At 62.2% G+C, this 13,805-nt stretch carries 14 protein-coding genes; 8 read left to right on the top strand and 6 right to left on the bottom strand.

Annotated elements, in window-relative coordinates; genetic code table 11:
- The first annotated feature begins 331 nt into the window (after nt 1-331).
- The 3 genes from ACB039_RS18715 to dinF all read left to right on the top strand — a co-directional run bounded on the left by ACB039_RS18715 (nt 332) and on the right by dinF (nt 2,768).
- Nucleotides 332-541 carry a hypothetical protein gene (locus ACB039_RS18715; RefSeq protein WP_005331107.1) on the top strand — a complete coding sequence of 70 codons (210 nt, stop codon included), beginning with the start codon at nt 332-334 and terminating at the stop codon, nt 539-541.
- A gap of 213 nt (nt 542-754) precedes the next feature.
- Nucleotides 755-1,381, top strand: a complete 627-nt coding sequence (locus ACB039_RS18710) for an SCO family protein (protein ID WP_043132622.1) — start codon at nt 755-757, stop codon at nt 1,379-1,381.
- A 28-nt stretch (nt 1,382-1,409) separates the two neighbouring features.
- Nucleotides 1,410-2,768: an MATE family efflux transporter DinF gene (gene dinF / locus ACB039_RS18705; RefSeq protein WP_371166210.1), complete on the top strand. Its 1,359-nt coding sequence runs from the start codon at nt 1,410-1,412 to the stop codon at nt 2,766-2,768.
- Nucleotides 2,769-2,818: 50 nt separating this feature from the next.
- On the opposite strand, the gene trmL is transcribed toward dinF, so the two are convergent.
- From trmL to ACB039_RS18690, 3 genes are all read right to left on the bottom strand, one after another.
- Entirely contained in the window at nt 2,819-3,283 is a 465-nt protein-coding gene (gene trmL, locus ACB039_RS18700) for a tRNA (uridine(34)/cytosine(34)/5-carboxymethylaminomethyluridine(34)-2'-O)-methyltransferase TrmL (protein ID WP_139751851.1), read from the bottom strand.
- 81 nt (nt 3,284-3,364) lie between these two features.
- Nucleotides 3,365-4,720, bottom strand: a complete 1,356-nt coding sequence (locus ACB039_RS18695; protein WP_371166199.1) for an ATP-binding protein — start codon at nt 4,718-4,720, stop codon at nt 3,365-3,367.
- Nucleotides 4,717-5,409 carry a response regulator gene (locus tag ACB039_RS18690; RefSeq protein ID WP_371166198.1) on the bottom strand — a complete coding sequence of 231 codons (693 nt, stop codon included), beginning with the start codon at nt 5,407-5,409 and terminating at the stop codon, nt 4,717-4,719. Before ACB039_RS18690 ends, ACB039_RS18695 begins: the two co-directional genes overlap by 4 nt.
- Nucleotides 5,410-5,495: 86 nt before the next feature.
- On the opposite strand from ACB039_RS18690, the gene ACB039_RS18685 reads away from it, so the two are divergent.
- From ACB039_RS18685 to ACB039_RS18670, 4 genes are all read left to right on the top strand, one after another.
- Entirely contained in the window at nt 5,496-6,407 is a 912-nt protein-coding gene (locus ACB039_RS18685) for a cation diffusion facilitator family transporter (protein ID WP_043132612.1), read from the top strand.
- A gap of 8 nt (nt 6,408-6,415) precedes the next feature.
- Nucleotides 6,416-7,195, top strand: coding sequence for a serine O-acetyltransferase (cysE, locus tag ACB039_RS18680; RefSeq protein ID WP_005331115.1), 780 nt, complete (start codon nt 6,416-6,418; stop codon nt 7,193-7,195).
- 21 nt (nt 7,196-7,216) lie between these two features.
- Nucleotides 7,217-8,497: a hypothetical protein gene (locus ACB039_RS18675; protein ID WP_371166197.1), complete on the top strand. Its 1,281-nt coding sequence runs from the start codon at nt 7,217-7,219 to the stop codon at nt 8,495-8,497.
- Nucleotides 8,498-8,732: 235 nt separating this feature from the next.
- Nucleotides 8,733-8,942: a cell division protein ZapB gene (locus tag ACB039_RS18670; RefSeq protein WP_025325277.1), complete on the top strand. Its 210-nt coding sequence runs from the start codon at nt 8,733-8,735 to the stop codon at nt 8,940-8,942.
- 72 nt (nt 8,943-9,014) lie between these two features.
- Here ACB039_RS18670 and elbB read toward each other — a convergent pair whose 3' ends face one another.
- A complete protein-coding gene (gene elbB, locus ACB039_RS18665; RefSeq protein ID WP_139437769.1) occupies nt 9,015-9,665 on the bottom strand; it encodes an isoprenoid biosynthesis glyoxalase ElbB in 651 nt (216 codons plus the stop codon).
- 400 nt (nt 9,666-10,065) lie between these two features.
- Here elbB and polA point away from each other — a divergent pair, with 400 nt between their 5' ends.
- Nucleotides 10,066-12,822 carry a DNA polymerase I gene (gene polA, locus ACB039_RS18660; RefSeq protein WP_171272993.1) on the top strand — a complete coding sequence of 919 codons (2,757 nt, stop codon included), beginning with the start codon at nt 10,066-10,068 and terminating at the stop codon, nt 12,820-12,822.
- An 82-nt stretch (nt 12,823-12,904) separates the two neighbouring features.
- On the opposite strand, the gene ACB039_RS18655 is transcribed toward polA, so the two are convergent.
- Complete coding sequence (locus ACB039_RS18655) at nt 12,905-13,444, bottom strand: gamma carbonic anhydrase family protein (RefSeq protein ID WP_041206725.1); 540 nt, start codon at nt 13,442-13,444, stop codon at nt 12,905-12,907.
- Nucleotides 13,445-13,599: 155 nt separating this feature from the next.
- Nucleotides 13,600-13,805, bottom strand: a 206-nt coding sequence (locus tag ACB039_RS18650) for a hypothetical protein (RefSeq protein WP_371166196.1), incomplete at its 5' end; no start/stop codon positions are given.

Raw genomic sequence — 13,805 nt, 5'->3', positions numbered from 1 at the left:
TCATGCATTTCGGATATATCCTTTGAGAAGGCCCGCAGTGTCATGGCCGGATAACCGCCATGACCTTGAGTGTACTGCCAGGTCAGCATGGATCGCAGGGATGCATCACCGCTGAGTCGGTGCGGGGCAAGAAAGGGAGAGTCGTCAGGCAGTTGGACGACTCAATACAGTCAGTACGCGACGGTGTTCGGTCTGCCTCCTGATGGCGGGAACACTGGTCGGCGTGGCCTGTTGAGCAAGGAGGACAGGTATGGCTTCAAGCTCACCGTGGGATCCGGGTCCGGCTGCACCCCCCGTATCCTCCATCACCCGATTCATCAAGGGCAGTCGGATGACGTGGTTTTATGCGCTCTGGGTGTATCACAAGGGAGATGGCTGGACCATCTGGCTGGGGTGCCCCAAGGACAAGATTGTCCGCCTGGTTCGTCTGTTTCGCCGCCACCACGACATCGGTTTGCCAGATGCACCCTGGACGGCCCCGGTCATCCCGCTGCGCGCCACGATCCGGCGCCCCCAGGGGCTGCGCAGACTGCGACCCTGAGCCCGCTCCCCGAACCGTGTGTGAGCCCCACCTGGTGTGGGGCTTTTCTTTATCTTGTGATTATCGGGAGATAGCCCCTGTTTCGTCCCTGTAAGGCCCTTTCCAGCCCGGTATCCGGACTCGGGACTAGGCAGAAACGGGGCCGAGCGGGTTACAATAGCCCTTCATTGGCCCCGCCATTCGGCTGGTTGAACTAGCAAGGTTTTGTTTTATATGGTTAAACCACGTTTTTCTCTGCTGTTGTTGCTCTTCGTCGGCAGCATAATGGCAGCCTATTACTGGAGCCAACCCTCCCTGCCTGAGCAGGCGGATTATTATCCGGTAGGACGTGACATCAACCCCTTCACCCTCACGGATGGGGATGGGGAGCCCTTCACTGCCGCCAATCTGGCAGGGCACTGGACCTTCCTGTTCATCGGTTACACCTATTGTCCCGACGTCTGCCCGACCGCCCTGGCGGATCTGCGTTCCATCTACCCGGATCTCAAGAAGATCGAACCCAGCAGCCAGGTGGTCTTCATCTCGGCGGATCCCCAGCGGGATGACAGCGCCCGTCTCAAGAGCTATACCGCCTTCTTCCATCCGGAGTTCAAGGCGGCGACCGGTACCCACCGTGCCCTCTTCCCCCTGGTGCGCAACCTTGGTCTCGTCTATTCCATCGTGGAGAGCGAGCGCAAGGATTACCTCATAGACCACTCGGCCTCGATCGTGCTGATCAATCCCGAGGGGAAGCTGGTGGCCATGTTCCGCCCCAAGGTCGCCCCGGGTGAAGTGGCCCATGTGGATATGCAGACCATGGTCTCCGACTTCGCCCGCATAGTGCGGCTGGCCGACGAGTGAGTTGCCAGTCTCGATCGTGCCTAGCTTGATGCCGTCCTGGCTCAGGGATCCTCGCCGCCACCGGGCCGTGTTTGCCCTGGCCCTGCCCATGGTGTTCTCCAACGTCACCACCCCCTTGCTCGGCCTGGTGGATACCTGGGTGATCGGCCATCTCGGGCAGGCCTGGTTTCTCGGAGGTGTCTCGGTCGGGGCGACCCTCATCAACCTCCTGTTCTGGCTGCTCGGCTTCCTGCGCATGTCCACTACGGGTCTGACCGCCCAGGCCCAGGGTGCCGCCAGCGCCGAGGGGCAGCTGGACACCCTGGCGCGGGCGCTCGGCCTCGCCGTCGGGTTGGGGCTGGCCCTGCTGTTGCTGGTGCTGCCTTTCTTGCCGGCCATCATAGGGCTCAGCGGAGGATCCCCCGAGGTGCAGGTCTATGCCGGAGACTATGTCTCGGTGCGGATCTGGAGCGCGCCGGCGGCCCTGTGCAACCTGGTCATCATGGGCTGGCTGCTGGGCATGCAGGATGCGCGCAGCCCCATGCTGCTGCTGATCTTGAGCAACCTGGTGAACATGGTGCTGGACGCCTGGTTCGTGCTGGGGCTCGGCTGGCAGGTCAGGGGGGTGGCTGCCGCCTCCCTGCTGGCGGACTACTGTTCGCTCGGGGTGGGGCTCTGGCTGGTGAGCCGCCGCCTGCGCCATCTCCCTGCCGAGGTGTGGCAGAGCGCCTGGCCGCGCTGGTGGCAATGGCCCGCGGTGCGGCGGCTGCTCGGCCTGAATCGGGACATCTTCATTCGCTCCCTCTGCCTGCAGCTCTGTTTCGCCTTCATGACCCTGCAGGGGGCCAGGTTGGGGGACGTGGCAGTAGCCGCCAATGCGGTGTTGCTCAACTTCCTGATGCTGATCTCCTACGGGCTGGATGGCTTCGCCTACGCGGTGGAAGCCATGGTGGGGCGCGCCATAGGACGGCGGGACAGGCAGGGGCTGCGGGAGGCCATAGTCCTCAACCTGGGTTGGGCCTTGCTGATCGCGATCGCATTTGCTCTGGGGTTTGCCCTGGGAGGGCGGCAGCTCATCGCCCATATCACCGACATCCCTGCGGTGATCGCCGAGGCGAACCGCCAACTGCCCTGGCTCATCGCCATGCCCTTGCTGGCGGTCTGGTGCTTCCTGCTGGATGGGGTCTTCATCGGGGCCACCCGGGCTCGCGAGATGCGCAACAGCATGCTGGTGGCGGTGTTTGCCGGCTTCTTCCCGATCTGGTGGCTGTGCCAGGAATGGGGCGTGGCGGCCTTGTGGGCCGCCATGGCGGCGCTGATGACAGGGCGGGGCCTGACCCTGGGCTGGCTATGCTGGCAACTGGAACGTGACGGCCGCCTGCTGGGTCAAGGTCGGGAACCCGCCTGACGGGGTCTCATGGTCGGTGCCGTCTCTGAGGGGCACCGCGCCAGCAAAGGCTAGAGGGAGCCCTCATAGCCAAACTGGCGCCAGCTCTCGTAGACGAAAACCGCGACCGCATTGGCCAGATTCATGCTGCGACTCTGAGGCAGCATGGGAATGCGCAGCCGCTGCTCGAACGGCAGACTCTCGATGATCTCCGCCGGTAATCCTCGGCTCTCCGGCCCGAACAGCAGGGTATCCCCCGGGGCAAACTGCGCCGCCGAGTGAGCGGTGCGTCCCTTGGTGGTGCAGGCGAATACCCGCTTGGGGGCCACGGCCGCGAGGAAGTCCTCATAGCTCGGCCAGCGCTTCACCTCGGCAAACTCGTGATAGTCGAGTCCCGCCCGCTTCACCCGCTTGTCATCCCAGGCGAAACCCAGGGGCTCTATCAGGTGCAGCCGATAGCCGGTGTTGGCACAGAGGCGGATGATGTTGCCGGTGTTGGGCGGGATTTCCGGTTGGTAGAGCACGATGTCGAGCATGACGGGATCCTGATGCGGGGCTGAGGTGGTGCGAAACGGGCGCCAGCATACCCAGCGCCCATGCCGATGAAAAGGGGTGGCTCACACCATGGGCAGGCGGATGGTGATGACGAGCCCGGTCGGGTGATTGTTGCTGGCCTTGATGGTGCCGCCATGGCGCTGGATCGCCTCGGCGGCGATGGCGAGACCGAGGCCGGTGCCGCCAGTTTTGGCGTTGCGGGCATCGTCGACCCGGAAGAAGGGCAGGAACAGCATGGGTTGCTGCTCCACCGGCACGCCGGGGCCGTCATCCCGTATGGTCATCACCCACTCCCGTCCCTCCCGATACCAGTCCACCTTGATGAACTCGCGGGCATACTTGAGCGCATTGCGCAGCGGGTTCTCTAGGGCTCTCGCCAGCAGCTCCGGCCACATCCTGAGGGTCTCGGTCGGTAGCGGTGGCAGCCTGAGTTGCTTGCCGTTCTGATTGGCCTCGAACATGGCGTCGTCCAGGATGGGCTCCAGCAGCTCCGCCAGCGGCAGTTCCACCGGGGCTTCCACATGCTGCTGAACCCGCGACAGATCCAGCAGGTCCCCGATCAGCTTGTCGAGCCGGGCGATTTCGCTTTCGATCCGGGCCAGCTCCGAGCTGTCCCCCTGCTTGCGGCGGATCAAGGCCTGCGCCAGCTGCATGCGGGTGAGGGGGCTGCGCAGCTCGTGGGAGATGTCGGACAGCAACTGTTTCTGCTTCTGGATCATGCGCTTGAGGGTATCCACCATGTGGCTGACATGATCCGCCAGCTGACCTATCTCGTCCCGCCGCCCCAGGTTGGGGATCCGCGTCTCCAGCTTGCCCTGTGCCAACTGGGAGACCGACTGCTGCAACTGCAGTATGGGGCGGGTCAGCCGCCAGGCCAGCAGCAGACAGAGCGGGGTGCTGACCAGCATGGCGATGCCCAGGATCTGGATGGGGTGATCCAGGATCTGGATAAACAGGAACAGATAGGAGTTCTCGACGTTGAGCCCGAAGTAGACGTGATAGGTCTGGCCGTGGTGCTGCATCTGGAAGGGGCCGGCGATGGCCCGCTGGTGTTCGCTACCCAGCATGGGCCTGGCCGGGTCGTCGGCGTCCAGCATGAAGCGGATGACGAATTTGCTCAACTGGGTGGTGGATTGCATCTGGCCCTTGGCATCACGCAGGTAGACGTTGTCCACCGGCAAGAGACCTGCCACCGTGATGGCCTGTTGCAGATCGAACTCCTGGTTCGGGTCGGCTCCGGCCTGCAATGCCCGCAGGTTGTTGTTCATCCTGGCCATCTCGTGCTCGGGCAGGGGGATGGTATTGCGGGGATCCAGGGTGGGCAGTATCACCACGGCGGCCAGCACGAGCAGCAGCATGAACCAGAACCAGAGGAAGATTTGGGTGGAGAGGCCATTGAAGGTGCGGGCCGTTCTCATGCCTGCTCCAGCCAGAGGTAGCCTCGCCCGCGTACCGTCTTGAAGCGGGGCTGACCGTCTGCTCGTTCGGGCAGCTTCTTGCGCAGGTTGCTCAGGTGCATGTCGATGGCCCGATCGAAGGGTTCGAGCTTCTTGCCAAGCACCTGTTCAGACAACAGGTTCTTGCTGACGATCTGACCCGGGCTGCGCAGCAGGCACTCCAGCAGGCCGAACTCGGTGGCGGTGAGCTCCAGCAGTTGATCGTCGCAGCGGGCTCGCTGCAGGCCGGGTTGCAGCACCAGATCCATGAAGCGCAACTCATCGGACGCGCCGCGATGGGGTGAGGGATGCTGGGTGCGGCGCAAGATGGCGCGCACTCGCGCCAGCAGCTCCCTGTCATCGAAGGGTTTGGCCAGATAGTCATCTGCGCCCGCTTCGAGCCCGTTGACCCTGTCCTGGCTGTCGCCACGGGCAGTCAGCATCAACACCGGGGTGTCGTGGGTCTTGCGCAGCTTGGTCAGCATGGCGAACCCGTTGAGTCTGGGCATCATGACGTCCAGCAGCACCAGATCGAATGCCTGCTCTGCCAGCCGCAGCAGTCCTTCTTCTCCATCCTCGGCGACGGTGACCTCAAATCCTTCCAGGGTCAGGATTTCGGTGAGCAGCTGGGTCAGCTCGAGATCGTCGTCGACCAGGAGTATTTTGTTCATTCGGGGTCACTCCGTTGATTTTGCGCGCCAAACTGACGTTCGGGTCAGGGTATAATAAGTTTTTACGCGTCAGAGGAAAGCCGGTTTTGAGCCATCAACATTATTCCCGCTGGGTCACCCTCGCCAGCACGGCGGCGGTCGTCACCGCCACCCTGCTGATCCTGGGCAAGCTGATCGCCTGGTTGATGACGGACTCTTCCAGCCTGCTGGCGTCCCTCACCGACTCCTTCATGGATGTGAGTGCCTCCATCATCAACCTGCTGGCCATTCGTTACGCGCTGGCGCCAGCCGATGAGGAGCACCGCTTCGGCCACGGCAAGGCGGAGTCCCTTGCGGGTCTGATCCAGTCGGCCTTCATCTCGGGCTCTGCCCTGCTGCTGATGATGCACGGCATCTCGTCGATGCTGAATCAGGTCCCCGTGGTGCGGCTGGAGGCGGGGATCTGGGTCAGTGCCGGCTCCATCCTGCTGACCCTGCTGCTGGTCAGCTTCCAGAGTCTGGTCATTCGCAAGACCAACAGCGTGGCCATCAAGGCCGACATGCTGCACTACCGCTCGGACTTGCTGCTCAATGCCGGCGTGCTGCTGGCGCTGGTGCTGGCGGGGCAGGGGTGGCACTGGGCCGATGGCCTGTTCGCCATCCTGATTGGTCTGTTCCTGGTGTGGGGGGCCGCCCATATTGGCTACGAATCCGTACAGGCCCTGCTCGATCGTCAGTTGCCAGAGGAAGAACAAGCGAGAATAATGGCGCTCTGCTGTGCCGTAGAGGGGGTGCATGGCGTACATGATCTGCGTACCCGCCAATCCGGGCCGACCCGCTTCGTGCAGTTACATCTGGAGCTCGACGATCAGCTCCCCCTGGTCCAGGCCCATCAGATAGCCGACGAGGCTGAACTGGCGGTTCGCCAATCCTTCGAGCGGATGGAGGTGATCATTCATATGGACCCCATCTCGGTGCTGACAAAAGAACAACAAGGCACTCACCCTGAACAACAGTAGGCTGCAACATGGATGATCTGGTTGCCCAAACGTGGCAAAAAATTCAGCAGGAAGCGCAGAGCATGGCGGCCCAGGAGCCCATGCTGGCCAGCTTCTTTCACTCCACCATTCTCAATCACGGTGATCTGCGCTCGGCTCTGAGTTTTCAGCTCGCCAACAAGCTCGACAGCACCACCATGCCAGCCATCGCTCTGCGCGAGGTGATTGAACTGGCCCTGCGCAGCGAACCCGAGCTGCTGGCCGCAGTGGCGGCCGACATCTGCGCCGTGCAGGACCGGGATCCCGCCGTCGACCTCTTCTCGACGCCGCTGCTCTACCTCAAGGGGTTCCATGCCCTCCAGGGCTACCGGGTTGCCAACTGGCTGTGGCGTCAGGGGCGCCGCTCGCTGGCGCTCTACCTGCAAAACCAGATCTCCGTGGTGTTCGGGGTCGACGTGCACCCGGCCGCGCGGATCGGCAAGGGCATCATGTTTGACCACGCCACCGGCATCGTCGTCGGTGAGACAGCAGTGATCGAGAACGATGTCTCCATCCTGCAGAGCGTGACCCTGGGGGGCACCGGCAAGGAGAGCGGTGACCGCCATCCCAAGATCCGCGAAGGGGTGATGATAGGGGCGGGCGCCAAGGTGCTCGGCAACATCGAAGTGGGGGTCGGCGCCAAGATAGGAGCCGGCAGCGTGGTGATCAACCCGGTGCCGCCCCACACCACGGTCGCCGGTGTGCCCGCCAAGATCGTGGGTCGGCCCGAGTGTGATAAACCCTCCCTGGATATGGATCAGTGTCTCTGATCCCCTGACCGAGGCCGCTGTATGGTCAAGCGCTGGTCAGGCTATCTGATCCTGGGAATGTGGCTGCTCAACCTGCTGCACCTCTATCTGGGATTCTCCCCCTGGCCAGCCGCCGTCGCGGCCTGGGCCGCCTCCCTGCTCACCTGGCCCTGGCTGGTGGGAGCCGCCCGTCGTCAGGCGCTGGCGCTCTATGGAGCGGCACTGCTGCTGCTGATCTTCTCCTGGTGGCGTGGCGCCAGCCTCAGCCCTGGGGACTGGCTGCTGCCCAACATCAACATGCTCACCATGTTTGCCGCCGTCAGTACCCTCAACCTCGCCACCTCGGGTCTGCTGACAGGCACCGCCTCCTGGTCCGGTCGCAAGGGGCTGTGGAGCACCATGGCCAGCCTCAATCTGCTCGGTGCCGTCATCAACCTCTCGGTGCTCTTCATCATCGGTGATCGGCTGGAGCGCAACGGTACCCTGGAGCGGCGCCAGGTCATGGTGCTGAGTCGGATCTTCTGCGCCGCGGCCTTCTGGTCCCCCTTCTTCGTCGCCATGGCGGTGGCGCTCACTTACGCCCCCGGCCTGCAGCTCTCCCAGATTTTGCCGTTTGGCATCCTTGCCGCCCTGCTGGCCATGGGGCTGACGGCCTGGCAGGTAGAGCGACTCGGCGTGGAGACCTTTGACGGTTATCCGCTGCGGCTGCAGACCCTGGGGTTGCCGGTGACCCTGGCGCTGCTGGTGCTGGTGATCCACCGTTTCTGGCCCGGGCTCAGCATTCTGGCGGTGATCGCCCTGGTGGCCCCCTTGCTGGCGCTGCTCTTCATGCCAAGCCAAGGGCGCGGGGCTGCGCTCAAGCGACAGGTGGTGGAGCGTTTCCCCGCCATCGGCGGCCAGCTGGTGCTGTTTCTCGGGGCTGGCCTGTTGGCTGCCGGCATCAACAGTGCCCTCTCTGTCATCGACTTCGGCGCCGGTCACGGTCTGCCGCTATTCAACCACTTCGGCTGGCTTGAAGCATCCCTCACCCTGCTGCTTATCTTCCTGGTCGCCATCATAGGTGTGCACCCCCTCATCAGCATCTCGGGGATGGCCCCCTTGTTGTGGCCGCTGTCGCCGGATCCCAGCCTGCTCGGCATGTGCTTCCTGCTGGGATGGGGGCTCGCCACCGGCACCAGCCCGCTATCCGGCTCCAACCTGGCGCTGGCCTCCCGCTACAACCTGAGCGCCGGTTTACTGCTGCGCTGGAACCTGCTCTATGGGCTGCTGATGTACGGGGTGGCCTGTCTGCTGATGGGGGGCTTCATCGCCCTGCACGGCTGATGCCAGCGGCGGGAGAGGAGGCGGTTCGCAGGGGGCCGTGACGCCGTGGCGAGCGTCCCGGATCGCGGTTCCTGCCGCCTGCGAGAAAAACCGACGCATATTTAAGCAATACCGGCACGGAGGGCGCATTTTGCAACGCGCTGGCTTGTTTGTGCCGAGCGCATCAGGGTATGCTGGCTTCACGCGCTTGAATCGCCCCCTGTGGGGCATCGCAATTGAACATACAGGTATGCATATGTCACTAGAAGTCCTTGAGCAACTCGAATCCAAAGTACAATCCGCCGTCGACAACATCTCCCTGCTGAAAATGGAGCTGGACGAGCTGAAAGAGCAGAACAACAAGCTGCAAGACGAGAACCATCAGCTGCGCAACGAGCACGTTGCCTGGCAGGAACGTCTCCGCGCCCTGCTGGGCAAGATGGACCAGATGGGCGATGCCATCTGATCCCGTCTTGACTGACTGGAATGAAAGCGGGCCGCTCCTTGAGCGGCCCGCTTGTTTTGGCAGGGGAGGGGATCACAGGGCCAACAACTGCCTGACCGTCTTCTCTATGCCGTCGGCGGCCTCGACGATGTTCTGCGCCAGCATGTAGGCCGGGGTCGAGATCACCTTGCGTTCCTGATCCACCACGAACTCGCTGACCGGGCAGTTGAGATGGCTGCCCCCCATGGCCTCGATGGCATTGGCGGCGCCCTCGTCATGGCCTATGGTGGCCAGGGTGCCGGCGCCATAAATGAGGGGTATCATGGCCGGTGCTATGCAGATATAGGCCGCCGGTTTACGGGCTTCGGCAAAGCTTTGGCACGCTTTCAGCACATCGGGCTGGATCTGGCAGTTGGCGCCCTGAACGGCGAAGTCGCACAGATTCTTGGCGGCGCCAAAGCCGCCGGGCACCAGCAGGGCATCGAAATCGGCCGCGTCCAGCTCGGCCACATTCCTGATCTGGCCGCGGCAGATGCGGGCAGCCTCGACCAGGACGTTGCGGCTCTCCCCCTCGCTCACCTCGCCGGTCAGATGGTTGATGACGTGCAGTTGAGGCACGTCGGGCGCGAAGCACTGGACGGTGGCGCCCTGACGGGCCAGTGCCAGCAGGCTGATGACGGCTTCATGGATCTCGGCGCCATCAAACACGCCACAGCCACTCAAGATCACGGCCACTTTTTTCATGGCAGACTCCTCGTTGTTGAAAATGTGAGCCAGGGTAGATTGTTGTACTTTTGTATGGTTATCGTTCGGCCTCCACTGGTCAAGTCATCTTGCTGTGCTAGGATTGTTTCGTTTTGGATCCTGCCTCGTTGACCCCCTTGAATTTTTTTCCACATTGATCGAGATCATGATGAAGGCATCATGGTTTGTTTTTACGATCTCAACATGCTGTTTTATATGCTGTTTTTGTTTTTAATTCACAGCTTTGTCACCCTGGTGCAGCCATGAGCCCATTTTTGAGCACAGAGTTATCCACAGGCAGTGGGGCTGTTCGTGGCACGCATGAGAGGGGGTCAGCCCCTTGGTGTGCCGCGGGCCCTGTGGCATCCTAGCGACTGTTTATTCCTGGCAGGACGATTTCATGGCCCCTAGCAATCCCCTTATCTTGGTCGACGGCTCTTCATATCTTTACCGCGCCTTCTTCGCCTCCCAGCAGGCCGATCTGCGCACATCGACCGGTTTGCCAAGCGGCGCCGTCCGGGTGATGGCCAACATGATGCGCAGCCTGCGCAAGCAGTATCCCGACTGCCATGTGGCCGTGGTGTTCGACGCCAAGGGCAAGACCTTCCGTGACGACATCTACCCCGAGTACAAGGCGACCCGCGCCAGCATGCCGGACGATCTGCGTAGCCAGGTTGCCCCCATTCACCAGATGATCAAGGCGATGGGTTTCCCCTTCCTGATGGTCGAAGGAGTCGAGGCCGACGACGTGATCGGCACGCTCGCCCGCCAGGCGACCGAGAAGCAACTGCCCGTGCTCATCAGCACGGGCGACAAGGACATGGCGCAGCTGGTCTCCGATCATGTCACCCTGATCGATACCATGAAGGATGTGAAGACCGATCGGGAAGGGGTGATCGAGAAGTTCGGCGTGCCCCCCGAGCTCATCATCGACTACCTGGCCCTGATGGGGGACAAGGTGGACAACATTCCCGGTATGGCAGGGGTGGGTGAGAAGACGGCCCAGGCGCTGTTGCAGGGGATAGGCAGCATCGATCAGATCGCCGCCAATCTCGACAAGGTCGCCGCCCTGGGCTTTCGTGGCTCCAAGACGTTTGCCGACAAATTCCGCGAGCAGGAGGATCAGGTTCGCCTCTCCTACCAGCTGGCGACCATCAAGACCGATGTCGAGCTGGAGCAGAGCCTCGAAGAGCTGTTGCTGGGCCCGATCGACAAGGAGTCCCTGCTGGCGGTTTACCGGGAGTACGAGCTGCGCAACCTGATCAAGGAGCTGGAGTCCGGTGGCGAAGAGAGCGCCGGGCAGGAAGGAGCAGCTGATGACGCTGCTGCCCCCGCTGCCGCCATCGAGACCGACTACAGCTGCATTCTGGAGGAGGCCGAGTTCGACGGCTGGCTGGCACAGTTGCAGGCGGCACCACTGTTTGCCTTTGACACCGAAACTACCAGTCTCGACTACATGGAGGCGCGCGTCGTGGGCGTCTCCTTTGCCATCGAGCCGGGCAAGGCGGCTTATGTTCCCTTCGGCCACGACTATCTGGGGGCGCCAACCCAGCTGACCGAACAGCAGGTGCTGGGCAAGCTCAAGCCACTGCTGGAAGATCCGGCCCGCCTCAAGGTGGGGCAGAACCTCAAGTACGATCGCAACGTGCTGCAGAACCACGGCATCGATCTGCAGGGCATCGCCTTCGACACCATGCTCGAATCCTATGTGCTCAACTCCACCGCCAGCCGCCACGACATGGACTCCCTGGCCAGCAAGTACCTCGGGGTCGAGACCATCTCCTTCGAGGATATCGCCGGCAAGGGGGCCAAGCAGCTCACCTTCAACCAGATCGAACTGGAGCAGGCCGCGCCCTATGCGGCGGAAGATGCCGACATTACCCTGCGTCTGCACCAGACTCTGTGGGGCGAGTTGAGCAAACAGCCTGAGCTTGCCAAGGTATTCACCGAGATCGAACTGCCCCTGCTGCCGGTGTTGGCACGGATGGAACTGCTCGGCACCACCATAGATCCCAAGTTGCTGCACCAGCAGAGCCAGGAGATCGAAGTACGTCTGGCGGAGCTGGAGCGGCAGGCGCACGAGCTGGCCGGGCAGGAGTTCAACCTTTCCTCACCCAAGCAGCTCGGCGAGATCCTGTTCGTCAAGCTGGGGCTGCCGATCCTCAAGAAGACCCCCAAGGGCGCCCCGTCCACCGCCGAAGAGGTGCTGGCGGAATTGGCGGAGACCTATGATCTGCCGCGCCTCCTGATGGAGCACCGTGGACTGGCCAAGCTCAAGTCCACCTATACCGACAAGCTGCCGCTGATGATCAAGCCCCAGACCGGGCGGGTACATACCTCCTACCATCAGGCGGTGGCGGCGACCGGCCGGCTCTCCTCCACCGATCCCAACCTGCAGAACATCCCGGTGCGCAACGAGCAGGGGCGCAGGATCCGGCAGGCCTTCATTCCTAGTGCCGGTTACAAGCTGGTGGCGGCGGATTACTCCCAGATCGAGCTGCGCATCATGGCGCACCTCTCCGGTGACCAAGGCTTGCTGACCGCCTTTGCCGAGGGCAAGGACATCCACAAGGCGACTGCCGCCGAGGTATTCGGTGTGGCGCTCGAGGCGGTGACCACCGACATGCGCCGCAGCGCCAAGGCGATCAACTTCGGCCTCATCTATGGCATGAGTGCCTTCGGTCTGGCCAAGCAGCTGGGGATCGGCCGTGCCGAGGCGCAGAAGTACATGGATCTCTACTTCGAACGCTACCCGGGCGTGCTGGAGTACATGGAGCGCACCCGCCAGCAGGCGGAAGCCCAGGGTTATGTCGAGACCCTGTTTGGTCGCCGCCTCTACCTGCCGGACATCAAGTCCCGCAACGCCGGTCTGCGCAAGGCGGCGGAGCGGGCGGCGATCAACGCCCCGATGCAGGGCACGGCCGCCGACATCATCAAGCGCGCCATGATCGCCGTCGATGGCTGGATCCGGGGCATTACCGATGGCTCCATCCACATGCTGATGCAGGTTCACGATGAACTTGTGTTCGAGATCCGCGAGGAGAAGCTGGAGGAGTACATAGCGCTCATCAAGGAGAAGATGTCGGCGGCGGCCGAGCTGCACGTGCCGCTGGTGGTGGAAGCCGGGACTGGCGACAACTGGGATCAGGCCCACTGATCCTGACCACAGCGATTGGCTAGCTATATAAGCAGAGAAGCCCGGCGCATGCCGGGCTTCTTGTTTTCGTTCTCTGTCTGCCTCAAGCCTCTTGCAGATACTCATCCTTGAGCAGGACATAGTTGTCGGCCGAGGTCTTCAGAAAGGCAATCTCTGCCGGCTTGAGCGGCCGCGCCTGCTTGGCCGGGTTTCCCATATAGAGGAAGCCGGATGCGAGCCGCTTGCCCGGTGGCACCAGAGAGCCGGCACCTATCATCACATCATCCTCGACGACCACCCCATCCAGCAGTATGGCCCCCATGCCGACCAGTACCCGGTTGCCTATGGTGCAACCGTGCAGCATGGCCTTGTGGCCCACGGTGACGTCTTCCCCGATCAGAAGGGGGTAACCATCGGGATTCGCGGCGCTCCTGCGGCTAAGGTGCAGAACGGTGCCGTCCTGCACATTGCTGCGGGCGCCGATACGGATATGGTTCACATCCCCCCGTGCCGCTACCAGGGGCCAGATGCTGGCATCATCGCCGAGCACTATGTCTCCCACCAGGGTGGCGCAGGGGTCCACATATACCCGTTTGCCCAGTTGTGGGCGTTTTCCTTTATAGGATCTCAGTCGCAAGTCCATCTCGGCCTCCTCAATTTTCTGGCCATTCTAGCAATCCCGGGCCTGCTTCTGTGGATAAGTTTGTACAAAAGCTGTGCTTTGTTATGAATAACTAAAAAACTGCCATTTTTTGCAATTTTATTGCTTTGAGGGGCTTGCCAGAAAGTTTCAGCTCCCTATAATGCGCCTCCATCGACAGGGCAAGCGGCAACGCAGACAACCTCGTCGATAACCTCGAAAAGCCTTTGAAAATAAGGCTTGACTCGAGAAGGCGGTTGAGTAGAATTCCACTCCCGCAGCAACACACTGTTGCATCGCTCTTTAACAATTTGAATCAAGCAATCTGTGTGGGCACTCACAGCATCGAACATCAAACAATTTT

This window comes from Aeromonas sp. S2(2024), from assembly GCF_041402505.1.
In the GTDB taxonomy this organism is placed as follows: Bacteria; Pseudomonadota; Gammaproteobacteria; order Enterobacterales; family Aeromonadaceae; genus Aeromonas; species Aeromonas media.
Note: the sequence above shows the minus strand (reverse complement) of the source record. Positions and strands in the feature narration are given on the sequence as shown.